The following is a 25,721-nucleotide window of genomic DNA, read 5'->3' as shown; positions in this document are numbered from 1 at the left end:
TTTCTGATTAAAACTTAGCATTGATTCCAAAAGTAAACTGTGTAACAGCAGGGGATATGTTAGCATTAACTACTCCACCTTCGACCCCTTGCTCTCCATCTATGAAAACCTCTGGATCTATACCCTTATGCTTTGTTCTGTACTCTGAGAATATAAATGGCTGCTGAATACTGCTATATACCCGCAGGCTTTGCAAACCAATTTTTTTAACTGCCTCTTGAGAGAAAGTATATCCAAAATTGATATTTCTAACCTTCACGAAAGTTCCGCTGAAGTAGGACATGGAGGTATTATATTTCGGACGCTCTTGATTTTGATTTGGCCTTGGATAATCATTAGTCGGATTATTAGGAGTCCAATAATTCACGGCTAGGTTATTATATCTTCCAAAAAGCGTATTGAAATTGTCATGGAAGGCTGATCTGATCATGGAACCAAATCTTCCAAAGATGAAGAAGTTGAAATCAAAGCCTTTGTAGGCAAAACGATTAGTCATACCGATTGAGAAATCAGGGACTGCTGAGCCTAAAAATTGTCTGTCATCTGCATTGATTCTTCCATCGCCGTTGAAATCTTCCACCTTGATTTCGCCAGGAACATCGCCAAATGAATTAGCTACATCAGCTTCGCTCAATTGCCAAATTCCAACTTTCTTCAAGTCGTAAAATACAGTCAATGGACGCCCAATAAATCTACCTGCAGCGATATCATCTCCGTTGGGTAGTGAAATGATTTCTTCTCGGTTTCTTGTGAAAATCAGGTCTGTGGACCAAGTGAAATCTCCTTTTTCAACATTTAAGGTAGAAAGTGTTAATTCAATTCCCCGATTTTGTGTTTCTCCAATATTGGTAATAAAACCTCCAAATCCGGTTGAATTCGGCAATGGCTGAGGTGCCAAAAGATCGGAAGTATTGGTGACGTAATATTCCAAAGCACCTATTACTCTTCCTTTCCAAAGGGCAAAATCAACCCCAGTATTGAATGTTGTAGATGTCTCCCATCTCAAATCCGGGTTACCAATTGAGTTTGGACGATAACCAAATGCAGGAGTATTATCAAAAGCATAAGTGGTACGACCAAGAAGTGCTTGCGTTTGATAAGGATTGATGGCTTGATTTCCAATCGATCCATAAGAGACTCTCAGTTTCAATTGATCTACGGATGATGAATTTTTCAAGAAAGCTTCCTCAGATAAATTCCAGCCAACTGCCACAGAAGGGAATACCCCGTACCTATTGTTTTCTCCAAATCTTGAGCTACCGTCAGCCCTTACTGTACCTGTTAGAAGGAGTTTGTTTTTATAATCATAATTAACTCTTCCCATGAATGACATCAAAGCCCATTGAACCAAATTTGTGTTTGCTCCAGTGATTTGTGAAGCATCTCCTAAACGATGGAATAGTTGAGACTCTGCTGGTATGCCCAACACACTTACCGTAGTCTGCTCAAAATTATCCTTTTGAATGGACTGTAGAGCTGTGATGTTGATATTATGATCCTGCTTGAATTTTTTAGTGTAGGTCAAGATATTTTCGAGAGTGTAATTGAATCGAAAACGCTCATTAACACTTCCTGTAGCTGCCCCACCACGTCTTGCATTGGTTTGAGATCCCGTAAATCTTCCTGACCTTGCTATGTTAAAATCGGGCCCAAAAACAAATCTGAATGTCAAACCTTCGGCAATTTGCCAATTAGCATAGATTGAGTTGAAGATTCTGTACCTTTTGGTTAGGTCGACCTGTGCCCCTGGTACTACTTCTGCAAAAGGGTTGGTTCTCAGGCCATCAGACGTAGGTAAAAAGATCAAATTTCCTTCTTCATCAAAAGGTTTTCCTAAAGGATTTTCTTGCAGAGCTCCGCCTAAAGGATTGAAGTCTTCTCCATTTCTTTCACTGTATGACACCAGTGTGGAGGTTCCTATCTTAAACTTATCATTGATTTGATGATCGATATTCACCCTAAATGTATAGCGGCTGAAATCCTGATTGATTACTACTCCCTTGTCATTGAAGTAGTTGGCAGAAACAAAGAAGGTTGTTTTATCACTCCCCCCGCTTACTCCAATTTGATGACTTTGGATTGCACCGGTGCGAAGTAGACCTCCGATATAATCGGTGCTTCTTCCCATGGCTAAGCTTTCTAATTCTATTGGTTCAAAAATATTTGCATCAGCTTCTGGAGTGGCCGGACCTTCAGGATAGTTTCCTGTAGCTCTTCTGGACTCTCTTTTGTATTCTGCGAAAGCAGGTCCATCAAAAACTTCAATTCTTCCCAATTCTTCATTGATTCCATAATAGGAGTCTAAAGACACTACTGTTTTACCTTTTGTACCTCTTTTGGTAGTGATTAAAACCACTCCATTCGCCCCTCTTGAACCATAGATAGCGGTTGCAGAGGCATCTTTCAGAACTTCCATGGAAGTAATGTCCTGAGGGTTGATGTCATCCAATCCACCTACAATCGGAATTCCGTCTACTACATACAAAGGTTCGTTGGATGCATTGAATGATCGTCTTCCTCTGATACGAACCTGAGGTGCTGAGCCTGGCTTTGATCCGGGCTGTGTAACATCAACTCCAGCAGCTCTCCCTTGTAATGCCTGCCTGGCATCGGTGATTGGGAGCTCTTGGATTTCTTTGTTTCCAACTGAAGAAATTGCACCTGTCAGTTGACTTTTCTTGGCTGTTCCGTATCCTACCACAATCACTTCTTCCAAATCAGATAAATCTGGATTGAGGCTTACATTAATAGTAGTCTGATTACCAACTGTAACCTCTTTTGGGTCATAGCCAATAAAAGAAAATACTAAAACCCCGGTTGAAGGGGCTGAGATGGAATACTTTCCATCTAAGTCGGAGGTTGTGCCGCGGGTAGTTCCTTTCAATAGAATGGTCACCCCGGGAAGGGGATATCCGGTTTCGTCGGAAACGGTTCCGCTTACTTGCTGGTCTTGTGCTTGTGCCTGGAATACACCAAGCAAAAGAAAAAGCACTACCGTGAGGTAAGTGTAAAATTTTGGACGCATTGGATAAGGGTTTATTGTTAATTGATAGATAGATTATGGTTATAAATAGAGTTTTTCTAATGTGTATTAATGATACTTTAGAACTTTATTTATGATTATAATTTACCTATATATAAAACCCATAGCAAGGTGTCTAATAGTATAGATTACGGAATCGATTTCGTTTGCAAATAGCTATAAATCAGTGAAATAGTATTTTTCTAAGAATTATAAAAAAATATGAATGAGTTTGAAAAATAAAATTAGATAATAACCTAAAATATCGTCTCAGGAAATAAAAAAAGGAAGACCAAATTAAATAATTCAATCTTCCTTTTTTTGTTAATCAATATAAATTAAAGCTTGGGAGGTTCCCAACCTTTTTCGTATTGGCGTGTCCATAAAGCCATCCCTGCTTTGGAGTTGGTGATATGACCATTTTTAGGATCACATTGTAATATTTCTCCGGTTCTTGAAGCAATATTGGCTAAATGACAAAGCAGAGTACTTACGGCACCTTCTTCTATATTGGAGTTTTGTTTTTCTTTTCCTCTTACCGCATTAAAGAAGTTGACTACGTGAGTAGTACTCATGTCGCCACCACCTCCGAGTTGCGTTCCACCTTCGGACCCTGAGGATTGGCTATCCTTAATCAGTTTTCCATTTCGGTCAAAGTGCTTATAGCCATTTCTATTCACAAATACACTTCCTTCAGAACCGTAGATGATTGTCCCTCTATCTGCTCCATAAGTATTCAAGCCATTCCTGCTCTTCCCATCCCAAGTGATGGTCTTATCTTTTCCAAATTTAAAGGTGGCTTCCATGGTATCATACATAGTCCATCCATCATCCACAAAATGATACTTTCCAGCATCAACCATGACCTGCGAGGGGTAATCTACCTGCAAAGCCCACCTTGCCACATCTAATTCATGAGTAGCATTATTGCCTGTCTCTGCAGTGCCATAATCCCAACCATACCAGTGCCAATTGTAATCCCAAGTGTCATGAGTGTATGCTCTCCTTGGAGCGGGACCTTGAAACATGTCCCAATCCAAACCTTCTGGCACTGGAGCAGGAGAGGGGTTGACTACTCTTCCACGCTGATTACTGTAAAAGGCAACTGCTTTATAAGCTTTACCGATTGCTCCATTATGAATGGCGGCAATGATTTCTCTACTTTCAGGAGCTGAGCGTTGCTGATTTCCCATTTGAACTACCTTATTGTATTTCTTCTGTAAAGCGATCAACAGTTCTCCTTCTTTTGGATTATGGGAGCAAGGCTTTTCTACATATACGTGTTTTCCTCTTTCCATTGCAAGCCAAGTTCCCGGTGCATGCCAATGATCCGGAGTAGCATTAATCAAAACATCCAAGTCCTTGTCCTCCAAAACCTTCATGATGTTCCCTTCCAATTTGGGCTGATAAGAAATATGCTTGGAAAAATTGCCTGCTGCTTTGGTCATTTGGCTTTGCATTACATCACAGAGGTAAAGCAAATTCACATTGCTGGATTCTAAAGCGATTGGCTCGTAAAAAGCTCCCAATCTCCTTCCCAAACCTGCTATAGCTACATTCAATCGTTCATTGGCACCAATGATTCTACCATAGGATTTGGCTGAAAAGCCCACAGCTCCTAAAGCCGATAAGCCTAGGGTGGCTGCCGTACTTTTTTTGATAAACTCTCTTCTATTTTGCTTGCTCATGGTTATTGGGTCTTAGTTCAATGTTTTTATTTTGATATTTTTAAAGCTGACTTCATCACCATGATCCTGCAAAAGGATATGGCCCTGCTCTGCCTCGCCAAAGTTTTCCCAGATTTTATACTTACTGATTGCCACTAGGTCTTTGTACTCTTGGGAACCCCTGACATATTCAACTACTTTAATTCCATTTAGATAATGTTCCACTTTATTATCAGGATGCACGACTATTCTACCCTTATTCCATTCTCCGATTGGTTTCAAAAATCTAGGCTGTTTTTCTGCTTTGATCAAATCATACAAGGAAGCTAAGGTTCTGTTACCTTCTCTTCCCATTTTGGCGTCTGGATGTCTTTCATCATCCAAAATCTGATATTCCAAGCCAATCGCTGAACCTGAATTTTCTTCTTTCAAAGTGACAAAATATTTCATACCGCTATTGGCTCCTTCCGTTAACTTAAAATCAAAAGCTAAGTCAAAAGCACTGAATTCCTCTGTGGTTACAATATCTCCAGCATTTGTGGATTCTCCGCCACCTGAGGCTGCAATGGTCAATATTCCATCTGTAACAGACCAACCGAAATCAGGGAAGCTGTCTTTATAGGCTCCAACCCATCCTTCTGAGTTTTGACCATTAAATAAAAGTCTCCAACCCTGAGTTTTTTCATAATCTGTCAATTCATTCAAACGGTTATTGACCACGAAAATGTCTTTATTGAAAGGTTGAGGATCTAAGTTTTCTGTTTTGATCCTTACATTTCTGAAATAGGTTTTTCGACCTGCATCTTCCGGCTTTTGGATGCTATGAACCTGAAGACCAATAAAACCCATTTTGTCCATGTCATCTACGACATAAGCAACTTCCTGTCCATTCAACCAGGTTTTGATTTCATCTCCAATTACTTCAATTCTATATTGATTGTATTCACCTAATTTGAAAGCTGATTTTGCTTCAGGATTGAGCTCCAAAGGATATAGCCAGCCTCTTCTGGCTTCATCATATATACCAGCTGACCAAGCTCGCTCGGTTGGGTCAGCCTCAATTTGGTAACCGTAAACCAATCCTTTTCCGTCCCTTCCATTGGGATCAAATTGTCCTCTGGCCATTACTCCGGAATTAGAAGAAACATGCTCTACCTTAAGCTCTAGCTCCAGAATAAAATCCCCGAATGTATCTTCAGTGATTAAAAATGTATTGGGAGAGCCAGCAACTGCGGTTCCAATGATTTCGCCATTTTCTACAGCAAAAGTGGCTGTTCCGGCTACTGCCTTCCAACCGCTTAAATCTTCTCCATTAAATAGGTTTTTCCATCCATCCGCGTTTTCTTTTTCACCGGAAGAACATGAAAAAAGGAAAATACTACCGAGAAGGGCAAGGATGTAAATTGATTTTATATTCATACAAAGTCTTGTTTATACATTCTAAATTGAAAATTTCGAGGCTTAGGTACAAGTTGAGCATGATGTAAGTTACGCAATCGTTTGCGAGTTTTACCTTTGATTTTACATGAGCAGCTAGCAAAAATCTTCGAAGATCCTTTGGCCTGAAATCCCTACTTTTGTGCATGCTTGATTTTAATGAAAGAAGAAAGGTCTTTATTACTTGCAAGGACCGATCGGTGACCTACTTGGAAAAGGAAGTAAGAGAGTTAGGTTTTGTTCCTGAATCTGTACAAAGGACAGGGATAGAACTTATTGCCAGTATGGAAGATTGCATGGATTTGAATCTTCATCTCAGAACAGCCTCTCACGTACTCTTCGAAATCAAGTCTTTTTATCTGCGTCATGCGGATGATATTTATCGCAGAGTAAAAGCTATCACCTGGGAGGATTATCTGGATGTGGATGGCTATTTTTCTATTAATTCAGTGGCAGACAATGAAAGTGTCACTACCCCTTTGATTGTCAATGTGAAAATTAAAGATGCTATTGTAGATCGTTTCAGAGAAAAATTTGGAAGGAGACCTGATTCTGGCTCAGAATTTAGCGGGGCCGTTTTTCAGATGTTCTGGAAGGATACGCAAGCCACCTTATACATTAATACCTCTGGAGACACGCTGGCCAAGCATGGATATAGAAAAATTCCAGGCAAAGCTCCTATGATGGAGGATTTGGCAGCGGCTACCATTTATGCTACCGAATGGAATACGAGAGTACCTTTTATCAATCCCATGTGCGGTTCAGGTACTTTGGCCATAGAAGCAGCACTGATGGCTACAAAAAGATTTCCAGGTTTATATAGATCCCATTATGCCTTTATGTCAATTCTGGGTTATGATGAGTCTGCCTATCAAGCTAAAATAAAGAAGTTGGAGGCCAAAATAGTGGAGGTTCCTGAAGTCAAGATTATAGCATCTGATATCTCATTACAAGCTATTTCATTTGCGAAAGAAAATGCCATGACTGCCGGAGTGGATCATATGATTGATTTTCAGGTTTGTGATTTTGCGGAAACTGAGATTCCAGAGAAGCCAAGAGGCGTGATCATGTTTAATCCCGAATATGGAGAAAGGCTGGGAGAGGAGACGGAATTGGAGCAAACCTACCGCAGGATAGGAGATTTCATGAAACAAAAATGCGCGGGGTATCGTGGTTATATTTTTACCGGAAACCTTGAATTGGCCAAAAAAGTAGGACTAAAAGCCAGCCGAAGAATTGAATTTTGGAATGGTACAATCGACTGTAGATTGCTGAAATACGATTTGTACGAGGGAAAACGGGACTAAGGGAAGTATGAAAGATAAAGTTAGAAAGCTGAAATTTTTCAGCTTTCTAACTTCAAACTTCAGCCTTTATTGGTGTTCATCTCTGAGTAGATCATTGACTGTTTTCACCGGGTTGAAAGTGATCAAAGGAACTTCAACGAACAAGGTATTCCAGCCTGCCATTGCACCGTTCCATAAACCAGGTAATTCCAAAGCCTTGAGTTCTCTACCGCTTTTTGATTTCTCTGTAATGAATCCGGTTTTCATGTCTCTGTATTTCAAAAGATCAAATTCTTCTCCTTTGAAATTACGGGTGCCACAAACCAAATCTACCGGATTGAAATGGGTAGCAGCCTGAAAATGTTTTTTTGACTCAGGGTCAGAAAGATCGATTTGGGCTGTTTCGAGGATTTGAAGGGACTGACTGCCATCTTTTTCCATCACCCAAAAAGGTCCTCCTCCAGGTTCTCCAGTATTTTTCACCATGCCACAGACACGGATCGGTCGATTGAGCTTTCCTTTCAGAAAATTGGCTCTTTCCATCAAAGGTTGGTTTTCAAACTCATTTGGAAGCTTTGCTCCTAATACTTCAGTAAAGACATTTTTTGCCTTTTTCAGTGACTCATCCGATATCTCCTGACTCAATTCTTTTAAAGCTTCAAAAACTTTCTCCTGAATTTCCAGCAATAGCCCTCCAATGGCCATTTTATAGGTTTTTGTATCTGGTTTAAGTCGGTCAGGAACTACATTGTCAATATTTTTGATGAAAATTAAGTCAGCAGAAATATCATTTAGATTTTCCAACAAAGCACCATGTCCGGCTGGACGAAACAAAATAGATCCATCTTCTTCAAGGAATGGCTCATTATCCATCGAGACGGCAATGGTGTCAGTTGATTTTTTCTGCTGTGAATAAGTTACCTCGTATTTAAGACCTGTTTTGGACTCCAATTTTGGAACGATGCTTCCTATTTCTTTTCTGAATTTTTCTTCATGTTCCGGTGAAACGGTAAAGTGAATTTTGACAAGTTTACCTTTTCCCACTGCATACTGTGAGCCTTCGAACAAGTGCTCATAGGCAGGTGTCCTTGCTTCAGATTCGTATTGGTGAAATTTTAAAAGGCCTTTGGGAAGGTTTCCATAACCTAGTCCAGAGTCTTCCAAAAGAGTACCTACTATTTCTTTATAATCCTTTCTATCGAGACAATCGGCAATCGAAGTATTCTTTTCTTTCAATGTCGCATTCAAATCATCATAGAAAGCGAATTTTTCGATTTTGTCTATGAACTTCTGTACAAAAGCCGATTTGCTCAAGTCACCATCTCCATCCAAAAAGGAGAAGAGATCTTTAAACATCCTGGATGCAGCGCCTGAAGCTGGAACAAACTTCACTACTTCTATAGATGCCGCTTTTTTGGGATAAGTTTCTACAAAATGCTTCAATTGATCATCCGAAAGCACCTGAATGCCATCCTGAGGAGTTGCTGGGCCTGTTATTTTCAAATAAGGAAAACCATCCTTAAAGTTTGAAATTTGCTCCGCTACTGTATCAGGATCCATTCCTTGGGCGATAATTTTGTCTTTCAACAGGGTATCCATGTGGTCTTAGGGTTAATGGTAAAAACTGTAATTTAACAGGTCGGAGGGCATCACTCAAATTTCAAGAGTAATTTATTAAGAAGTGATGTTGATTTTTTTCTGGGTGGGCTCAAAATTTAATCTTCGGAAACTAGCTGGAAACGAATTTTTTGACCCGGAGCCTTTTGAGCTATAACTCTCAGGTCCTTTTCATCAATTTGTAAAACTCTTGGATAGCCTCCTGTTACTTGCGCATCTTGCTGCAGCACCAATAGTTTTCCACCCGATGTCAATTGAATAGTCCCTGGATAAACAGGAGCAGTTAGAATATCTGAGATTTGATTGGAGACCAATTCTTCCAGTTGGATTGCCATCGTATTTTTCATATTTGAAATATGGAAATCCCTGGATAGAAGCATCTTTTGTGCGGTGGGATCCAATAAGTACCACTCCGGACCAGGGTAAACCCTGATTTCTTCTTTTTCCAAATAGCTATTATCCCATTTAGGATGTGAATAAGTAGTTTTTATCGGGTCTGAGAGGTTGGTGAAAAATGGGATTTTTGCTCCTTTTGTAATAGATGCAGCATCTGTGATGCCGTTTAGTTGAGTTCTGGAACCTAAGATCTCTTGGGTTTGAAATCCTCCCCGAATTCCCAAATAAATTAAAGAACCGCGCAGAAATTTTCCTATTTCTAAAAGATCACCTTCTTGAATCTCTATAACTCCGTTACAGGCTATATTTTTCCCATTGAGCTTGATGGTAGATGAAGCACCCGAAATACAAATTTGGCAGGCTTGCTCAAACTGTAATTTCAATCCAGGTTGTTGGATTTCCATTTGGGCGTCTCCAGGTGAGTTTTTTAGTAAATGATTATTCCATAAAAAAGCTTCCAAGTCTCCAGGACCTGATTGTGGCACTCCAAATTGGGCTAAGCCAGTTCTTCCTAAATCCCTGATTTTTGTCCCTGGGCCTGTTTGAATAAGGTTCAAATAAGCTATGTCCTTGATCATAGCTGTTCTGGGAGTTTTGGGTTTCGCTTTAACCGCTCATATTCCGATTCAGAAATAGGAGTAAACTGAATCAGGTCACCTGCTTTTCCCCAAACTGGTGGGATAGAAGAGGGAGTAAAAAAAGGAATAGGGCTCCTTCCTATGATATGCCAGCCACCGGGGGATTCCAGGGGATAAACACCTGTTTGATCTCCTCCAATGGCCACAGAGCCTGAAAGAATGCTGCGGTCTGGTATGGATTTTCTGGGAGTAGAAAGTATGGGGTCTAAACCTGAGAGATACATAAACCCAGGTAAAAAACCATAGAAGAAAATCCTATAATTGGTCTGACTATGCAGTTGAACAATTTCCTCCTCTGACATTTTTTTTTCTGAAGCCAAATTGAGAAGGTCTTTTCCAAATTGGCCTCCGTAACATACGGGAATTTTCCAAACCGTATCTGAAAGAGTAGCTGTTTGAGCGGAGGTAGTTTTAATCAGCTTTTGAAACTGATCTTCAGGAAATTGATTTTTCCACTTAACGACAATTGATTGATAGGCTACCCTCAAATCATTTATTTCATTTCCCAGTTCATTCTGCAGGGATTTTTCCAATGATAATCTTTTAATTAGAAGAGAATCACTTACTTGTTCGGACCATTTTATTTCGGTGTATTGAGGACCAATTTGAAAAACTGAAGGAGTCAATTCCACCATTTCTTCCTGATTTTCGGTAAAAAATTCAATAATCCGGGGTTATCTCCGTGAAAACAAAGGGTATCAGCAGGAACCGAAATCATGGTTCCATTGACCGTTTGGATTTTGCCTGAGTTCAATATGGGTTCTAAGTGTTTTTCAACAGAATCATACTTTGTTAAAAGAGAGTCTGCCTCTGATCTAGGCCTTAATTTTAGATCTTCCCCATAAGTACGGTCGCCGAAAATTTCTCTTTTGATAGCCAATCCAGCCAATTTTGCTGCCTTTTCCATCTCTGAACCCGGTGGAACAAAGACGGTGGTTTCAGGAAGGTTTTCGATCAAAAAGTGGCAAAGTAATTCCGCTAATCTGGAATCTTTGGCTGCATCATTATACAAAGCTCCATGAAACTTGATATGATCTAATTCAAGTCGGGTATTTTGCCTTACGGATTCGAATAATTCCAATTGACTGGCTAAGGCATCGATTAGATATTCATCAGAAATATCCATGGATTTCCTGCCGAAATTTTCCAGATCAGGATAGGAGGGATGTGCACCTGCTGCTTTCCCGAATTTTTCACAGAGAGAAAGTGTGTGGGCAATGGTACTCTGGTCCCCAAAATGCCCTCCGCAGGCTATGCTGGCTGCATCAATCAAGGGAATGATTTGGGCTTCATTTTCTACCCCTTCACCTAAATCACAGTTGATCTGAATTTTGGCTTTTTCCATATTCTAAATTAAGAAAGAAAACAGGAAAAGATTCATTTATCCTCAAATTGACATCCTAAGCGCTGTTTTTTAACTTTGATTATCTTTTAACTTAAACCTGAAAATTATGGGAAAAGGAGATTTGAAATCTAGACGAGGAAAAATCAATCGTGGAACTTTCGGAGCAAGCAGACCCAAAAAAGAGGCCAATCGTCAGACCAGAAAGGCCAAAATGGGTTTGAATAAGAAGTAAAGCATTGATCAATAAAAGAGGGTTTTGGCCCTCTTTTTTATTTTTCATGTGACCTAATATAATGTAGCTGAGGTACTTTTTCTACGAAAATTTGGCTGGAGATACATTGGAATTTTAGCATTTGATCAAGAGGTCCGAATAATGAGATTCCTTCTCCCAAAATCACAGGAATTTGGGTTATTATTATTTCATCGATTAGGTCTTCTTTGAGAAAACTTTGAATAGTTTTACCCCCATCGATGTATAAACTCAAGTGACCATTCGAATGAATATCCTTAAGGACATCCTTCAAATTTCCTTGGACCAGAAAAACTTTGTCTTGTAGCTCTTTTGGAATTTGTTTGAGCGTGGTACTCATGACATAAACAGGCTTTTCGTATGGCCAAGGAATGTCAAAACCCAATACTGTTTCAAAAGTATGCCTTCCCATTACAAGTGCATCCACGCTTTGCATGAATGCTGCATAGCCTGAATCGACTGTGTTGAGTTCCGGAACTGATTCCAAAAAGTCTATTCCGCCGTTTTTATCCGCAATAAAGCCATCCATGCTTGTAGCAATGAATACCTTGTTTTTTGCCTTTTCTGCCATGAAATTAAAGATTATTATAATATTTGATCCACTCGTTTAATTGCTTAAAATCCAATTGCCCTTTGGCTAATTTCAGATGATGCATAATTGCAAGGGATTTTTTCATTCTACTTTCCGGATTTTTAACTTTAGTCACCAAGTAAATCAGTGATCTTTGTTTCCCGGGAGTAAGTGATTTAAAGAAAGCACTGCCTTCTTCATCCTGATCCATCAATACCAAAAATTCCTCAGGAACTTCGTGTCCATATTCACTCAAGTCCCGCTCCATTTGGATAGTTGCCTTTTTGTTCTCATCCAAATCAAGTTTTTTGCGGAGCTCTTGATTGATAAGGATATACCAGCATTCTTTTGCTTTCATCAAGGCCATATGAAAAGGTTGGCTTCCATTTATTTTGACCAACACTCTTCTGTGATTTTTATCCATCATCTGCGCGGCAATTACATCTGGAACCGGAAAATGATAGTGCCAATGATTGAAATCAAATTTACCTAGCCGACTTTCAAAATTGAGCATTCTTTTTCTTATCAAGATAATAATTGATTTAGCTTTTTCAGCTTTCACTCCGAATCTAGGTCAAGGAAATAAGGTTAAATTCTCCTTTTTTCAAATTAAAATTGATTACTTGTAAGAGTCAAAATTTTAGAAATATGCGCTCAAAATTGCCCCACATCGGGACGACTATTTTTACAATCATGTCTAAAATGGCTCAGGAGGAAGGAGCAATTAATTTATCCCAAGGCTTTCCGGGCTTTGGTGCCGATCCTGAATTATTGGATATGGTGGCCAAGTATACCAAAGCCGGATATAATCAATATGCACCCATGAGTGGGATTCCTTCTTTAAGGGAAAAAATGGCGGAAAAAACGCTAAGGTGCTATGGTGCCAAGGTGAATCCTGAAACAGAAGTAAGCATAGTTTCAGGGGCGACCGAAGCAATTTTTTCTTCAATTACTGCGATGATACATCCTGGTGATGAGGCGATTATACTGGAGCCCGCCTATGATAGTTATGAGCCAGCTATATTATTGAGTGGAGGTATTCCAATTCGAGTTCCATTGAATTCAAGTGATTTTTCGGTTGACTGGGAAAGGGTGAAAAACTCCATCACCTTTAAGACTAAATTGATTGTCATCAATAGTCCTCATAATCCAAGCGGATATGCATGGACTCAAGATGATTTGGATCAATTGGCCGAATTAGTCAGAGAAAGGAATATCTATGTGGTCAGTGATGAGGTATATGAACATATCACATTTGATGGCCGGCCCCATCTTTCTTTAGTTGGACATGAGGAATTGAGACAAAAATCCTTTGTGTGTGGGTCTTTTGGAAAGACTTTTCATGTAACGGGATGGAAATTGGGCTACTGTATCGCTCCTGAAAAGCTAACGGAAGAATTTCGGAAAATCCATCAATATGTAACTTTCAGCTCGGTTACTTTTTTACAATATGCTCTTGCGGAATATCTGGAAAAACCTGAGCGATATGAGTCGATTCCTGGTTTTTATCAAGAAAAGAGGGATTTATTCTTAACTGGCTTGAAAGAAACAGGCTTAGAGTTTCAGGCTACCCAAGGAAGTTTTTTCCAAACAGCCAGCTATGGACATCTTTCAAAAATTGGGGACAGAGAGCTAGCAGAGAAAATGACCAAGGAATTGAAAGTAGCCTGCATTCCTGTATCCTCTTTTTATCAATATCAAAAAGATGACAAGATCATTCGCTTTTGTTTTGCCAAAGAAAATTCAGATTTGGAAGAGGCTTTGGTCCGTCTGAAGAATCTTGGAGATTTATTCAAAAAATAAGCGGCAGAGATTTCTCCCCGCCGCGGTCGTGTTAAGCATCCTTTCCTAATCAGGCCAGGCTCTTTCTACAAAATTCCAGGCATTTTTGCACTTCAGCTACTGGATTAGATCCTTCCGGTACCTGATATTCCAGTTCTATAGTTGCTGGGAACTTGTATTTATTTTTTTGCATGAGTTTGAGTACATCTCCTATAGGAGTGTCTCCGCTTCCCCATACCACGTTTCCTTTGCCATTTTCAGGCCTCTGACGATCTTTGGTATGCATGCTGAGGATATTCTTCTGCTGTTTTTCAATCAATTGAAGTAAATCTTTGTGCCCTGCTGCGATATAATGTCCCATATCCAAATTCAGTGCATTTTTTGGGCTTTGAGCCAAGGCTGTATCCCAAAAGTCAAAGGTTTGTTGTTCGTGTCCATGATAGGCAACTGCCATACCAAACTGTTCACCCATTTTACCCAATTTCAAGGTATGGGCATCATTTGAGGGATGCTCTAAGGTTACATGACTGGCTCCGAGAGCTTTGGCTGCTTTCATTCCATAAGCGATTTCAGCATCCGTATTATTCATTCCAAATGCGCTTGGTTTGAAAGCATAGATACTCACACCAGCGTCTTTGTACATTTTTCTCAATTGTTCGAAAGGCTTCATAGAGGCATTCGCTCTCCATTGTGCAACTTCCTGAGAATATGCTTCAGCAGCTTTTCTGATTTCTGCCAATTCATTCTTATCATTGTCTGAGAGAGTTTCTCCTCTTCTTTCTCTTCCACCCAATTGCCATGCTTTCATCCTGTCAAATGTAGGGGAAGGCATACCTGCAAATGATTCCGCTGGATCTCCCATTAGTTCAACAGCACTTAAACCTGAGTCTGTTATATATTTCAGGGTTGCTTCGGCACTTTGGTCAGGAAGTGATCGGAATGAATAGGTAATGCATCCAATCTGAACTCCATTAATCTGACTATCCGGTTTATTGTAATTTTTGATGATCGAGGGGGCTCCCTGTAGCCAAGCAGGAGCTAAGGCTAAGCCAGCGGCTCCTAAAGTGGATTTAATAAGAAAGTCTCTTCTGTTCTTCATGGTCGTTTGCAGGTTAAATTAGGTTTGAAGCTATTGTTTCAAATTAACAAAATAGATTCGTATATACGAGTATTTCAATTGAAATATTTAACAGAAGAGCTTTAAAGGCCTAAAAACAAGAAACTAAGGATTAAATATAAACCTTTCTTTGAAAAGAAAGCAAGCATAACCTAAAAAAATAAAAAAAGAAAACTGCATTTATCGCTAAATTTCTGCATTGAAGGAATTAAGTATTTTTTCAAGCTCGGCAATATTCATATTTGTTTTATTAATCATTTAGATCATGAAAAAGAACTATTGTAACATTTTAAGATTAACCTTGCTTTTTTGCATAGGTTTTGTGTTTCAGCTGCAAGCACAAACAGAGAAAAGTCTTCTTTGGAAGATTAGCGGGAATGGATTAGAAAAAGATTCCTATGTATTTGGTACCATTCACATGATTTGTCCTGATCAATTTTTGATGAATGAGGAAATTAAGGGTGCTTTCACTGGTACTGAACAGTTGGTTTTAGAATTGGATATGGATGATCCAGAACTGCAGCAAAAGATGCAGGCGGTATCTATCAATTCTGGAATGAAAAATATCCAAGGAGAAATGAAAGAGGAACAATCCAAGGCTTTGGATGAGTTTTTAACTCAAAATTATGGGGCAGGATTGGCACAAATGGGAATACTGAAGCCCTTTGTATTGACTTCAATGGTCTTGATGAAGCAATTGCCTTGTGATCAAATGGAGAGTTATGAGTTCTTTTTTACGCAGATGGCTCAGCAGCAAGGAAAAGAAATTCTAGGTTTGGAAGATGTAGCATTCCAAGTAGGAATTTTTGATCAGATTCCTTTGAATGTTCAGTTGGAAGAGCTTGGGAAAATGGTAACCACAGATGAGTCCATGAAAGAGTTTCAGACTATGGTTGAGGCTTATGTTGATCAGGACTTGGATAAGTTGTACCAAACCATCAGGGAAAATTCAATGACCGGTAATTTTTCAGAAGTGCTTTTGGATCAAAGAAATGAAAAATGGATCCCGGAAATGGAGAAAAAAATGGGAGAAAAATCTACCTTTTTTGCAGTAGGGGCAGGCCATTTGGCTGGTCAAAAAGGAGTCTTGAATCTTTTGAAAGAAGCTGGCTATACGCTTTCACCAGTTAATTAATTGCTATTTCAAAACAATGGGGTTTCAGGGAAAAATATCTGAAAAACATCTTTACTGGGTTCTACAGGTGCTTGGCTGGAGTTCCATTGTTTTTATTGAAACCATCAATTATACCTTCTTTATTGTCGGAGAGTTTATTTGGGAATATGTGATGCAGTTTTTGATCATGTCATTTCTAGGATTGACTGTATCTCATTTTTACAAAACCTATTTTATCCCTAAATCTCAATTTCAAAAGAAACTTTCCAGAATCTGGGTGAAAGGGTTAGTGGATGTTTTTGGGATTACATTCATCATGACGGCTTTATTGTATCTCCCTTTAATCATGAGTTCTGATTTTGAGGGGCTTAACTCTCAGTTTATTATCAGCTACTTTGGACAACTCATGAATTTGGGACGCTACGTGATGGGTTGGGTGATTATCTATTATCTTTTCCATATCATGAAGCACACGCAAGAGGTGACCGAGCAAAAGCTTTTGCTGGAGAATTTGGCCAAAACTTCTGAGTTGGAACTCTTGAAAAATCAATTGAATCCTCATTTTTTATTCAATTCTCTCAATAGTATCAAGGCCTTGGTTTTAATTGATCAGGAGAAGGCAAGAGATGCGATAATCAAGCTTTCGGAATTGCTGAGATTCTCTCTGAATTATGAGAAAGCTCCTTTAATAGCTTTGAATGATGAAATGAAGGAGGTAGAAAAGTATCTTTTGCTGGAGCAAATCCGATTTGGAAAAAGATTGGATGTTCATATTCAGCTGGAAGAGGAAACCTTGGATTTGAAAGTGCCTCCGGCCATGGTTTTAACCTTAGCTGAAAACGCGATCAAACATGGGATTACGAAGCTTCCTGATGGGGGGGCTATCCATGTATCCAGCAAAAAAAGAGGAAAAAATTTAATTGTCGAGGTGACAAACTCAGGGCAGTTGAATGATACTTTCAACTTGGGAATCGGCCTTCAAAACGTTCAAAAAAGATTAGAATCTCTTTTTGGGGAGAATTCAAAATTCATGCTCGACAGTAACTCTTCCAATGAAGTTCGGGCTACTATCAATCTACCAATCAATTAACATGAAAAAGCGGGTTTTCCTTGTGGATGATGAAAATTTGGCTCTAAAGGAGTTACAGGTACTACTTCAACCTTTTCCGGAATTGGAAATAATCGGTAAATCTGATCGTGTTCAGGAGGCAATTATTCAATGCAATGAACTAAAACCGGACTTGATTTTCTTGGATATCAATATGCCTGGAATGGATGGCTTTCAGTTTCTCGAGCAATTGGATGAGGTAAACTCTGTCATTTTTGTAACAGCCTATGATCAATACGCCATCAAAGCTTTTGAAATTAACGCTTTGGATTATTTACTGAAACCCCTTAATCCCATACGGTTAAAAGAAGCTGTCAATCGCTTTTTGTCCAGAGAATCAGATGTGGAGAGTACAGAAGAAAGGCTTTCTCCAGAAAAGAAGATTTTCATCAAGGATGGAGATTCTTGTCATTTCGTACCGGTATATAAAATATTTTTATTGGAAAGCGTGGGGAATTATGTGCGGGTTCATTATGAAAACCAAAAGCCACTTTTACATAAATCTTTAAGCTATTTGGAATCCAGACTTCCTACAGATCTATTCTTTCGGGCAAATCGTCAGTACATATTTAATATGGATTTTATTCAGAAAATTGAACCCTACTTCAACAGTACCTTGTTGATAAAATTGAAATCAGGTCATGAAATTGACTTAAGTCAGCGTCAAAGCGTGAAGTTCAGAGAGATTACGGGTATCTAAAAAGGCAAAATGAAATCACTTGAAAAAAGAATTGCAGAGGGAGAATTTTTGAAGGAATTGGACTTTCAGACAGCCAGAAGTTCAGGTCCGGGAGGACAACATGTAAATAAAGTTGAAAGTAAAGTTCAATTGTATTTTGATGTACAAAACTCTACCGTTTTATCTGAGGAAGAAAAAGAAAAACTTTCTCAAAAATTCAAAAACAAGATAGATCTAGAGGGTAAGTTACAGCTGCAAAGTCAAGAAAAACGCTCTCAGATTCAGAATAAGGAATTGGTAGTAAAAAAGTTTTACGATTTGCTTAGAAAGGCATTTGAAAAAAGAAAAATCAGGAAAGCAACCAAACCCACCAAAGCAGCAGTAGAAAAGAGAATTAAGGAAAAAAAAGCCAGATCCGAGAAAAAAGCCGGTAGGGGTTGGACCAAAGACTATTAAACTCTATTCTTCTGACCCAAAGGTTTTTACCAAGAGTTTTTCACATACTTTTTGACTGAGAGTTTCCTTTTCAACATCTCCGTAACTGATGACCATACTTTGATCAAAAGCTTCCTTTGAAATCACCTTTAATTCTGTTCCCAAAGTCAAGTTTCGGCTATTGAGATACTCCAAAAATTCTGTGCTGGAATCTGCCAAAGCAGCTAAAATTACTTCCTGTCCCGCTTTAGCTTCTGAAAGGTTTTTGAATCTTAAGTCTTGAATTCTTCCTTGTTTATCTGGAATAGGAGATCCATGAGGATCCACCGTTGGAAATCCCATCATTTCATCCATCCTTTCAAAAAATTTAGGGGCATGAATATGCTCCACCTGCTCAGCGATTTCATGTACCTCTTCCCATCCAAAGCCCATTTTAGTCACTAGAAACATTTCTGTCAATCGGTGCTTTCGGATAATCAAAGCAGCCTCTTTTTTCCCTTTAGACGTCAGTATGACTGGTTTGTATTTCTCGTAAACACATAGTCCGGTCTTTTGCAAATTTTTGACCATGGAGTTGGCAGTAGGCATGCTAACCTGAAGTTGGTTCGCCAGGTCAGAAATATTGACTTCCCCTTGCTCATTCGACAGATTAAAAAGGGCTTTGAGATAATTTTCTTCCGTGGTTGAGGCCATAATTAAAATTTGAGTACTCAAATATGTGAAAAAAATTGATAGAATAAATTTGTTAGATAACTCTAACATTGTAATTTTGTAATTCTAATTAAAATAGTTAGCTCTTTAATCTTATTTATTTACAAGAAACTATGATCACTCGCTTACTGCTTACTCTTTCATTTTGTTATCTTTTGAATGATACTGCCCAAGGGCAACATAGCTTAAAGGGTAGGGTACTTTCAGGGGGAAAGGCTGTGGAGTTTGCCACTATATTTTTACCCGATTCTGGGAAAGGTGCAGTTTCAGAAGCCGATGGGCATTTCCAGATTTTTGGATTACAGAAAGGGCGGCTAAAAGTCGAGGTTTCCCTTTTAGGATTTAGAAGATATATCACTGAGGTAGAGATTCCATACGAGGGTGATATGATTGTTGAAATGGAATCTTTGGATTCAAGTTTGGATGAGGTGGTAGTCAGTGGAACTTTACAGGAAGTCTCTAGGCTAAATAGCCCTGTTCCGGTGGAGGTTTATAAGGAGGGCTTTTTTAAAGCCAATCCAACCCCATCCTTATTTGAATCCTTACAGAATATTAACGGAGTAAGACCTCAAATCAATTGTAACATTTGTAATACAGGGGACATCCATATTAATGGTTTGGAGGGGCCCTACACTATGGTATTGATTGATGGAATGCCTATTGTCTCTGGTTTGTCAACTGTTTATGGTCTGACAGGAATCCCTCAGTCTTTAATCGATCGAATTGAAGTGGTTAAAGGACCTGCATCTACTTTGTATGGTTCGGAGGCAGTTGGTGGCTTGATCAATATCATTACTAAAAATCCTGACTTAGCACCCAAAGTAGGAATAGATGCTTTTGGCACTGGATGGGGAGAGTATAATTTGGATCTAGGTATTCGTTCCAAGTGGGGAAGGTCCGTAAAGTCTTTGACAGGAATTAATGCTTTTTATTATGATAATCCCATCGATAATAATGGAGATGGCATGACGGATTTGACCCTTGCAAAGCGGATATCGGTTTTTCAAAAAATGACTGTGGATAGGGCTAGTAAAAAAGCCCTGAATCTAGGGCTTCGCTATTTGTATGAGGATAGATGGGGTGGCCAGATGAATTGGACTTCTGCTAACCGCGGAGGAGATGAAATTTACGGAGAGAGTATTTACACCAGTCGCTGGGAGGTTTTTGGGAATTATGAACTTCCGGGCAGTGAAAAGTTGAATTTTCAATTTTCAGCAAACGGGCATAATCAAAACTCTGTGTACGGTGATGTCATTTACATCGCAGATCAAACCATCGCTTTTGGACAATTGACTTGGGCTGAAAATTTAGGAAATCATCAATTGCTCTCCGGTTTGGCTTATAGATATACTAAATACGATGATAATACTCCAGCAACCTCTTCGGTAGAGTTGGATTTAAATCAACCTTCAATCATTCACTTACCCGGAGTATTTGTTCAAGACGAGATCAAATTGACTACTAGTCAAAGTTTACTCTTAGGGGCAAGAGCAGATTATAATTCCATTCATGGAGCCATTTTCAGTCCTCGCCTGAATTATAAAATTTCATCCGCTGATCAGACGATGGTTTTTAGATTATCAGCGGGAAATGGCTTTCGGGTAGCTAATGTATTTACGGAAGATCATGCTGCTTTGACCGGAGCCAGAGAAGTGGTATTTGAAGAGGAATTGCAGCCAGAACGTTCTTGGAATGTCAATGCGAATGCCATCAAGAAATATTACAGCAGCAAAGGGGCATTTCTCAGTTTAGATGCTTCGCTATTCTATACCTATTTCACCAATAGGATCATTCCAGATTACGAAACCAATCCAAACCAAATCATCTATGCCAATTTGGATGGTCATGCGGTTTCGAAGGGAGTTTCATTAAATTCTAATTTTGCAATGCCAAGTGGCTTGGAAGGAAGTGTTGGAGCCACGCTGATGGATGTGACTTTTACAGAAGAAGGAATCAGCACAAGGCAGCTTTTATCAGAGAGGTTTTCAACTGTATGGAATATTGGTTATACCATTTATCCTCTGGATTTGAAAATTGACTATACCGGAAACCTCTATAGTCCAATGCGCCTACCCTTATTGGGGGAATTGGATGACAGGCCTGAGTTTTCTCCTTGGTGGAGTATACAGAATATTCAACTCACTAAATCCATTGGCAAAAAATGGGAGGTTTATGGTGGAGTTAAAAATCTCTTAAATTTTACCCCGCCTGCCAATAGCATTGCCAGAGCCTTTGACCCTTTTGATAGGGGAGTTGAGTTCGGATCAGATGGATCGGTTATTCCAACGCCAAATAATCCGAATGCGCTGACCTTTGACCCCACTTATATGTTTGCTCCCAATCAGGGAATTCGAGGGTTTTTAGGATTAAGATTTACCATTTTGGATTAAATATAAGATGCTGTCTCAAAGGTGAAACTTGTCACATTGAGCGAAGTCGAAATGTGCTTAATTACAATAAAAATGGCCTTCGACTCCGCTCAGGCTGACATTAAACTGATTTATGAGACAGCATCTTTTGTGTTTTAAAACAAGCTTCGTTTTTTCTTCTTTTTTCTGGTCATAAAAAACAAGGTAAAGCCAGAAAAAACTGTAGCTAAACCAAATAGTGAAAATGCTCTTAAGAGTAAATTATTGAAATCATCTCTGCCTGCATAATCCATGGTATGAAACATCCATAGGAAATCAAACCAGCGCCAACTTCTATGTCTTACTCTTTCAAAGTTCCCGCTCTTAGCGTCAATGTAAGCTGTTAAATTTTCAGGGTGCTCAAAATGAATTGCCCAGGCAGGCAAAGGACGTCCTCGGTATTCATGATGTGAACCTGTCTCAGTGAGATATTCAGCCTCCTTGATTTGAAGATTACCTTTGATGTAAATCTGAGCTATTTCCCGAGCTTCTTTTTCAGTGATTTCCTCTTTTTTAAGGCCATTTTGAGCATGATAAAGGACATTGTCATTGACCCAATAATAGGGTTGATGATTGACAAATCGAAGTTCTAAAGAGGAGATTTGTAAAGTTGAGTCCAGACTTGAAGGGTTGATCAAATTACTTGGAGATTCATGCATCATATGTTCCTGATGAAAATGATCACCATGAATTTCATCAATATCAGTCCAACTGAAATAAAGTCCACTGATGGTCCACAATAGGAACTGGATTCCTATAAATACGCCTAAAAATCTATGGATTTTACGGGCGAAGTACTGATTGTTCTTTCTCATAGGTGGGTGATAGGTGAGTTTTCTCTTCAGTAAAATTTGTTAGTATTTAGCTGTTTTTGAAATCAAATTTGATTTGGGTTGTATTCCAGCTAACCGTAATTTCTCCCATGCCAGGAGCTGTTTCCTGAACAAAATAGGTCAGAGATTCAACAGGTTGATCGAGCTCTTTGGGTGTGACCGTAAATCGTAAAATGTCTTTTTCTTGGCTATAGTCATCAGCTAAGTGCATATCCCAGTTTTCATTTAGAATGATGGTCCATTCATTTTCTCCGGGAATGGTAAAGATTCCGTATTTCCCGGCTGGAATTTCATTGCCATTAATGCTGACAGGCTTGTCGAATTGAATTGAGGTGGCTTTATGTGCTCCTGTGACCCACACTTCTCCGTAAGCGACTAGTCCACCAAATATTTGTCTTCCTCTTACGCTTGGAGAGGAGTAATCTATGTGTACATGGTTGCCATCTATCATTGCCATAGCGCTAGTCCTAGGGCTTTTGGAGGGAGTAGCTTTCTCGGCCGGAGCTTCATGATTTGCATGGTCTTCATGATTCATTTCTCCATTTGAATCGGAGGATTTTGGACTGCAAGCAATTGCCGCAAAAAGGGTGAATAATAGAATTCTGTTTTTCATATGATTATAATTTGTTTTTCAGTGGTCAGATGGAATGCCTCGTATAATCATCCCCCTGTGTGAGATTTTTCCTCATGGGCATTTCATATGTTGGGTTTGGTTATATTTTTCTTCGTAATAGTTGAGCGTTCGCTGCGCAAATGATGGTACTTAAACTCATCAATGCGGCTCCAACAGCAGGTTGAATCATCAAGCCTGGAATAAATCCTGTGGCAAGGGGTAAGGCAATTGCATTATATCCGACTGCCCATCCTAGATTTTGAATCATCTTGTTATAAGTTGCCTTTCCAAAGAGAATTAATTTGGCTATATCTTGAGGATTGCTGTTGACCAAAATAATATCAGCTGTCTCTACAGCGACGTCTGTTCCTGAACCTACAGCAATTCCTATATTAGCTTTGGCCAAAGCAGGGGCGTCATTGACACCATCACCCGTCATAGCGACAAATTCACCTTTTTTCTGTAATTCTTCAATGACTTTTACTTTTTCATCCGGAAGCACTTCGCTGTAATACCCATCTAATTTTAGTTGTTCACTTACCGCTTTTGCAGTTTTTTCATTATCACCGGTTGCCATATATAATTTAATTCCCTTTTCTCTTAGGGTCTTTATAGCTTGATGACTTTCTTCACGAATGCTGTCTGCCAATGCGATGAAACCAAGTAGTTTCTTTTCTTCTAAGAGAAAAACAATTGTTTCTGCTTCATCAGAATCTGTCTCCTGAGGTATTGAGATTGAGTTTTCTTCCAAATAACCTGGACTGACTACTTGATAGGTTTTACCATCGATGTCTCCTTGAATTCCCTTACCTGTTATGGATTCAAAGTTGGAGACTTCCTTTAATGTGATATTTTCCTCTTTAGCTTTTTCTAGGACTCCTTGAGCGATTGGATGCTCAGAACTGGATTCCAAAGAGGCAGCAATTTTCAAAATTTGATCTTTTTTCCATTCTCCTGAAATATGAATTCGAGTTACTCCAAATTTCCCCTCAGTAAGAGTTCCTGTTTTATCAAATACAATAGCACTTACTTTTCTTGCATTTTCAAAGGCAGTTCGATTTCGAATCAAAAGCCCTTTTTCTGCTGATAGGGAAGTGGAAATAGAAACAAGCAACGGAATGGCTAATCCCAAAGCATGAGGACATGCGATGACCATAACAGTTACCATCCTGCCTAGGGAAAAGTCAAAATCCTTTCCTAAAATAAGCCAAACTGATAAAGTAATAATTCCAGCACCAATAGATATGAATGTCAGCCATTTAGCTGCGACATTAGCTAAATTTTGTGTCTTGGATTTACTTTGCTGCGCCTCCTTGACCATATTGATTACCTGATTCAGGTAGGAGTCTTCACCAGTTTTGGAGATCTTGATTTTGAGAGATTGTTTACCGTTGATTGATCCACCTATGACCTCGTCTCCTTTCTCTCGCTTTACCGGCTTACTTTCACCCGTCAACATACTTTCATCAAGATGACTTTCACCCTCTTCAATGGTACCGTCAGCAGGAATCTTTTCATTAGCTTTCACCAAAATCAAATCCCCCTTTTTTAATTCGCCCGCAGAGATATCTTTTGTTTCTCCATCGACAATCAAATGAGCCTCGTTGGGCATTAAATCCGCCAATTTTTCCAAAGCTTTGGAAGCACCCATAATTGAGCGCATTTCCATCCAATGCCCAAGGAGCATGATGACAATTAGTGTGGCCAGTTCCCAAAAAAAGCCCATCCCTTCTAAGCCAAAAGCCACAGCGGAGCTATAAAAATATGCTACTGTAATAGCAAGGGCTATTAAAGTCATCATTCCGGGATTTTTATCTGACAACTCTTCTTTTAGCCCCTTGAGAAATGGCCAACCGCCATAAAAAAAAAGAATACTGGCAAGCCCAAATATTACATAATCTTTTCCTTCAAATTGGATGTTGAAGCTCAACCAATCTTGAATCATATCTGAAAAAAGAAGAATTGGAATCGTTAGAATTAGTGAGATCCAAAACCTAATTTTAAAATCCTTGATCATGTGGGCATGATGATCATGGTGGTTTTCCTGGTGATGTTGATGGTTAGAATGTTCCATAAAAAGATTAATCAGGTTAGTTTAAAATATTGAAATTTAAATAGATATGGTCTATTTATTCTCAGGTGTTTCGAAATACAAATGATAATGCTTGCTACATCCAGGGTTAAAAGCTGCCTGGCAATTTGGACAGGTATTGTTGGAGTTCATATAATCTTTGATACTCAACTCTGTTCCACAAACACCACATAGGATGGCTTTTTGGTCAAACTCTTTTTTAGGCCACACTTGATGAGTATGGTCGGCCTCTTCTTCATGACAGGAAAAGCAGGGGTAGTACTTCTCGCAACACTTAAACTTGATAGCAATCACATCCAATTCAGAATGCCAATGCACACATCTAGTTTGATTATCTACCGGTTTTCCAAAAACATTGACACCTCGGATTTGAGATACTTTTAAAGGTTCCAAAACTTGGGTTTGGGAATAAGCCTCTAATGAATAAAGAAAGCAGGCTAAAGAGAAAAGAATTAATCGGATCATATTGGGTAGGAAATAAAAGAGGCTGTCTCAAAAGTGCAATTTGTCACATTGAGCGTCCCGACAATTGTACGGGATCGAAATGTAGGCCACATTGATAGGAATTGCCTTCGACTCCCTGCCTGCCGGCCATAGCCG

The 25,721-nt window shown here is 39.2% G+C and carries 23 protein-coding genes; 8 read left to right on the top strand and 15 right to left on the bottom strand.

All coding sequences use genetic code 11. The annotated features are described in order from the left end of the window. Positions 1–7: 7 nt before the first annotated feature. From GYM62_RS08630 to GYM62_RS08620, 3 genes are all read right to left on the bottom strand, one after another. Complete coding sequence (locus tag GYM62_RS08630) at positions 8–3,025, bottom strand: TonB-dependent receptor (RefSeq protein WP_219959117.1); 3,018 nt, start codon at positions 3,023–3,025, stop codon at positions 8–10. Positions 3,026–3,360: 335 nt separating this feature from the next. Further along, positions 3,361–4,710 (bottom strand): Gfo/Idh/MocA family protein, encoded by a 1,350-nt coding sequence (locus GYM62_RS08625; protein WP_219959116.1) that lies wholly within the window; start codon positions 4,708–4,710, stop codon positions 3,361–3,363. 12 nt (positions 4,711–4,722) lie between these two features. Further along, positions 4,723–6,108 (bottom strand): DUF1080 domain-containing protein, encoded by a 1,386-nt coding sequence (locus tag GYM62_RS08620; protein WP_219959115.1) that lies wholly within the window; start codon positions 6,106–6,108, stop codon positions 4,723–4,725. 164 nt (positions 6,109–6,272) lie between these two features. On the opposite strand from GYM62_RS08620, the gene GYM62_RS08615 reads away from it, so the two are divergent. Beyond that, positions 6,273–7,433 carry a class I SAM-dependent RNA methyltransferase gene (locus GYM62_RS08615; RefSeq protein WP_144602722.1) on the top strand — a complete coding sequence of 387 codons (1,161 nt, stop codon included), beginning with the start codon at positions 6,273–6,275 and terminating at the stop codon, positions 7,431–7,433. Positions 7,434–7,499: 66 nt separating this feature from the next. Here GYM62_RS08615 and GYM62_RS08610 read toward each other — a convergent pair whose 3' ends face one another. The 4 genes from GYM62_RS08610 to GYM62_RS08595 form a co-directional block, all read right to left on the bottom strand. Further along, entirely contained in the window at positions 7,500–9,011 is a 1,512-nt protein-coding gene (locus tag GYM62_RS08610) for a DUF4301 family protein (RefSeq protein WP_219959114.1), read from the bottom strand. Positions 9,012–9,127: 116 nt separating this feature from the next. After that, positions 9,128–10,003, bottom strand: coding sequence for a biotin-dependent carboxyltransferase family protein (locus tag GYM62_RS08605; RefSeq protein ID WP_219959113.1), 876 nt, complete (start codon positions 10,001–10,003; stop codon positions 9,128–9,130). Beyond that, positions 10,000–10,698, bottom strand: a complete 699-nt coding sequence (gene pxpB, locus GYM62_RS08600) for a 5-oxoprolinase subunit PxpB (RefSeq protein WP_219959112.1) — start codon at positions 10,696–10,698, stop codon at positions 10,000–10,002. The genes GYM62_RS08605 and pxpB overlap by 4 nt, the downstream gene beginning before the upstream one ends. Then, positions 10,686–11,408 carry a LamB/YcsF family protein gene (locus GYM62_RS08595; protein WP_091649985.1) on the bottom strand — a complete coding sequence of 241 codons (723 nt, stop codon included), beginning with the start codon at positions 11,406–11,408 and terminating at the stop codon, positions 10,686–10,688. The genes pxpB and GYM62_RS08595 overlap by 13 nt, the downstream gene beginning before the upstream one ends. A 106-nt stretch (positions 11,409–11,514) precedes the next feature. Here GYM62_RS08595 and GYM62_RS08590 point away from each other — a divergent pair, with 106 nt between their 5' ends. Then, complete coding sequence (locus tag GYM62_RS08590; RefSeq protein WP_219959111.1) at positions 11,515–11,640, top strand: 30S ribosomal protein THX; 126 nt, start codon at positions 11,515–11,517, stop codon at positions 11,638–11,640. Positions 11,641–11,677: 37 nt separating this feature from the next. Here GYM62_RS08590 and GYM62_RS08585 read toward each other — a convergent pair whose 3' ends face one another. Beyond that, positions 11,678–12,229, bottom strand: a complete 552-nt coding sequence (locus tag GYM62_RS08585; protein WP_219959110.1) for a dihydrofolate reductase family protein — start codon at positions 12,227–12,229, stop codon at positions 11,678–11,680. A gap of 4 nt (positions 12,230–12,233) precedes the next feature. Next, positions 12,234–12,758 carry a YdeI/OmpD-associated family protein gene (locus tag GYM62_RS08580; RefSeq protein ID WP_255590635.1) on the bottom strand — a complete coding sequence of 175 codons (525 nt, stop codon included), beginning with the start codon at positions 12,756–12,758 and terminating at the stop codon, positions 12,234–12,236. A 119-nt stretch (positions 12,759–12,877) separates the two neighbouring features. On the opposite strand from GYM62_RS08580, the gene GYM62_RS08575 reads away from it, so the two are divergent. Then, the gene (locus tag GYM62_RS08575) at positions 12,878–14,032 is read left to right on the top strand and encodes a methionine aminotransferase (protein ID WP_219959109.1); all 1,155 of its coding nucleotides are present in this window, start codon (positions 12,878–12,880) and stop codon (positions 14,030–14,032) included. Between the two features lie 49 nt (positions 14,033–14,081). Here the strand turns inward: GYM62_RS08575 and GYM62_RS08570 are convergent, their stop codons facing one another. After that, on the bottom strand, positions 14,082–15,110 hold the full coding sequence (locus tag GYM62_RS08570; protein ID WP_219959108.1) for a sugar phosphate isomerase/epimerase: 1,029 nt from the start codon (positions 15,108–15,110) through the stop codon (positions 14,082–14,084). Positions 15,111–15,393: 283 nt separating this feature from the next. On the opposite strand from GYM62_RS08570, the gene GYM62_RS08565 reads away from it, so the two are divergent. From GYM62_RS08565 to arfB, 4 genes are read left to right on the top strand one after another with little or no spacing between them, the layout of a single operon-like run. Further along, the gene (locus tag GYM62_RS08565; protein ID WP_219959107.1) at positions 15,394–16,263 is read left to right on the top strand and encodes a TraB/GumN family protein; all 870 of its coding nucleotides are present in this window, start codon (positions 15,394–15,396) and stop codon (positions 16,261–16,263) included. A gap of 16 nt (positions 16,264–16,279) precedes the next feature. Then, on the top strand, positions 16,280–17,332 hold the full coding sequence (locus GYM62_RS08560; RefSeq protein WP_219959106.1) for a sensor histidine kinase: 1,053 nt from the start codon (positions 16,280–16,282) through the stop codon (positions 17,330–17,332). 1 nt (position 17,333) lies between these two features. Then, the gene (locus tag GYM62_RS08555; protein WP_219959105.1) at positions 17,334–18,050 is read left to right on the top strand and encodes a LytTR family DNA-binding domain-containing protein; all 717 of its coding nucleotides are present in this window, start codon (positions 17,334–17,336) and stop codon (positions 18,048–18,050) included. Between the two features lie 9 nt (positions 18,051–18,059). After that, a complete protein-coding gene (arfB, locus tag GYM62_RS08550; RefSeq protein WP_144602697.1) occupies positions 18,060–18,485 on the top strand; it encodes an alternative ribosome rescue aminoacyl-tRNA hydrolase ArfB in 426 nt (141 codons plus the stop codon). A gap of 3 nt (positions 18,486–18,488) precedes the next feature. Here the strand turns inward: arfB and GYM62_RS08545 are convergent, their stop codons facing one another. Beyond that, positions 18,489–19,157: a metal-dependent transcriptional regulator gene (locus GYM62_RS08545; protein WP_219959104.1), complete on the bottom strand. Its 669-nt coding sequence runs from the start codon at positions 19,155–19,157 to the stop codon at positions 18,489–18,491. A 131-nt stretch (positions 19,158–19,288) separates the two neighbouring features. Here GYM62_RS08545 and GYM62_RS08540 point away from each other — a divergent pair, with 131 nt between their 5' ends. Then, complete coding sequence (locus GYM62_RS08540; protein ID WP_219959103.1) at positions 19,289–21,565, top strand: TonB-dependent receptor domain-containing protein; 2,277 nt, start codon at positions 19,289–19,291, stop codon at positions 21,563–21,565. Between the two features lie 134 nt (positions 21,566–21,699). On the opposite strand, the gene GYM62_RS08535 is transcribed toward GYM62_RS08540, so the two are convergent. The 4 genes from GYM62_RS08535 to GYM62_RS08520 form a co-directional block, all read right to left on the bottom strand. After that, complete coding sequence (locus GYM62_RS08535; protein ID WP_144602689.1) at positions 21,700–22,398, bottom strand: PepSY domain-containing protein; 699 nt, start codon at positions 22,396–22,398, stop codon at positions 21,700–21,702. 46 nt (positions 22,399–22,444) lie between these two features. Further along, a complete protein-coding gene (locus GYM62_RS08530) occupies positions 22,445–23,029 on the bottom strand; it encodes a DUF2911 domain-containing protein (protein WP_219959102.1) in 585 nt (194 codons plus the stop codon). A gap of 100 nt (positions 23,030–23,129) precedes the next feature. Further along, positions 23,130–25,103 carry a copper-translocating P-type ATPase gene (locus tag GYM62_RS08525; RefSeq protein WP_219959101.1) on the bottom strand — a complete coding sequence of 658 codons (1,974 nt, stop codon included), beginning with the start codon at positions 25,101–25,103 and terminating at the stop codon, positions 23,130–23,132. 51 nt (positions 25,104–25,154) lie between these two features. Further along, a complete protein-coding gene (locus tag GYM62_RS08520; RefSeq protein WP_144602682.1) occupies positions 25,155–25,586 on the bottom strand; it encodes a CHY zinc finger protein in 432 nt (143 codons plus the stop codon). Between the last annotated feature and the right edge of the window lie 135 nt (positions 25,587–25,721).

This window comes from Algoriphagus sp. NBT04N3, assembly GCF_019443765.1.
Classification (GTDB): Bacteria; Bacteroidota; Bacteroidia; order Cytophagales; family Cyclobacteriaceae; genus Algoriphagus; species Algoriphagus ornithinivorans.
The sequence above is the reverse complement of the archived record's forward strand: the minus strand, read 5'-3'. Positions and strand labels throughout refer to the sequence as shown.

What these genes read in the sequence shown, in the direction of transcription:
- GYM62_RS08615 (WP_144602722.1), top strand. Translation starts at nt 6,273, where the DNA reads ATGCTTGATTTTAATGAAAGAAGAAAGGTCTTTATTACTTGCAAGGAC.
- GYM62_RS08585 (WP_219959110.1), bottom strand. Translation starts at nt 12,229, where the DNA reads ATGGCAGAAAAGGCAAAAAACAAGGTATTCATTGCTACAAGCATGGAT.
- GYM62_RS08630 (WP_219959117.1), bottom strand. Translation starts at nt 3,025, where the DNA reads ATGCGTCCAAAATTTTACACTTACCTCACGGTAGTGCTTTTTCTTTTG.
- GYM62_RS08570 (WP_219959108.1), bottom strand. Translation starts at nt 15,110, where the DNA reads ATGAAGAACAGAAGAGACTTTCTTATTAAATCCACTTTAGGAGCCGCT.
- GYM62_RS08560 (WP_219959106.1), top strand. Translation starts at nt 16,280, where the DNA reads ATGGGGTTTCAGGGAAAAATATCTGAAAAACATCTTTACTGGGTTCTA.
- GYM62_RS08535 (WP_144602689.1), bottom strand. Translation starts at nt 22,398, where the DNA reads ATGAGAAAGAACAATCAGTACTTCGCCCGTAAAATCCATAGATTTTTA.
- GYM62_RS08595 (WP_091649985.1), bottom strand. Translation starts at nt 11,408, where the DNA reads ATGGAAAAAGCCAAAATTCAGATCAACTGTGATTTAGGTGAAGGGGTA.
- GYM62_RS08620 (WP_219959115.1), bottom strand. Translation starts at nt 6,108, where the DNA reads ATGAATATAAAATCAATTTACATCCTTGCCCTTCTCGGTAGTATTTTC.
- GYM62_RS08610 (WP_219959114.1), bottom strand. Translation starts at nt 9,011, where the DNA reads ATGGATACCCTGTTGAAAGACAAAATTATCGCCCAAGGAATGGATCCT.
- GYM62_RS08625 (WP_219959116.1), bottom strand. Translation starts at nt 4,710, where the DNA reads ATGAGCAAGCAAAATAGAAGAGAGTTTATCAAAAAAAGTACGGCAGCC.
- GYM62_RS08540 (WP_219959103.1), top strand. Translation starts at nt 19,289, where the DNA reads ATGATCACTCGCTTACTGCTTACTCTTTCATTTTGTTATCTTTTGAAT.
- pxpB (WP_219959112.1), bottom strand. Translation starts at nt 10,698, where the DNA reads ATGGTGGAATTGACTCCTTCAGTTTTTCAAATTGGTCCTCAATACACC.
- GYM62_RS08575 (WP_219959109.1), top strand. Translation starts at nt 12,878, where the DNA reads ATGCGCTCAAAATTGCCCCACATCGGGACGACTATTTTTACAATCATG.
- GYM62_RS08590 (WP_219959111.1), top strand. Translation starts at nt 11,515, where the DNA reads ATGGGAAAAGGAGATTTGAAATCTAGACGAGGAAAAATCAATCGTGGA.
- GYM62_RS08530 (WP_219959102.1), bottom strand. Translation starts at nt 23,029, where the DNA reads ATGAAAAACAGAATTCTATTATTCACCCTTTTTGCGGCAATTGCTTGC.
- GYM62_RS08525 (WP_219959101.1), bottom strand. Translation starts at nt 25,103, where the DNA reads ATGGAACATTCTAACCATCAACATCACCAGGAAAACCACCATGATCAT.
- GYM62_RS08545 (WP_219959104.1), bottom strand. Translation starts at nt 19,157, where the DNA reads ATGGCCTCAACCACGGAAGAAAATTATCTCAAAGCCCTTTTTAATCTG.
- GYM62_RS08565 (WP_219959107.1), top strand. Translation starts at nt 15,394, where the DNA reads ATGAAAAAGAACTATTGTAACATTTTAAGATTAACCTTGCTTTTTTGC.
- GYM62_RS08520 (WP_144602682.1), bottom strand. Translation starts at nt 25,586, where the DNA reads ATGATCCGATTAATTCTTTTCTCTTTAGCCTGCTTTCTTTATTCATTA.
- GYM62_RS08605 (WP_219959113.1), bottom strand. Translation starts at nt 10,003, where the DNA reads ATGATCAAGGACATAGCTTATTTGAACCTTATTCAAACAGGCCCAGGG.
- GYM62_RS08555 (WP_219959105.1), top strand. Translation starts at nt 17,334, where the DNA reads ATGAAAAAGCGGGTTTTCCTTGTGGATGATGAAAATTTGGCTCTAAAG.
- arfB (WP_144602697.1), top strand. Translation starts at nt 18,060, where the DNA reads ATGAAATCACTTGAAAAAAGAATTGCAGAGGGAGAATTTTTGAAGGAA.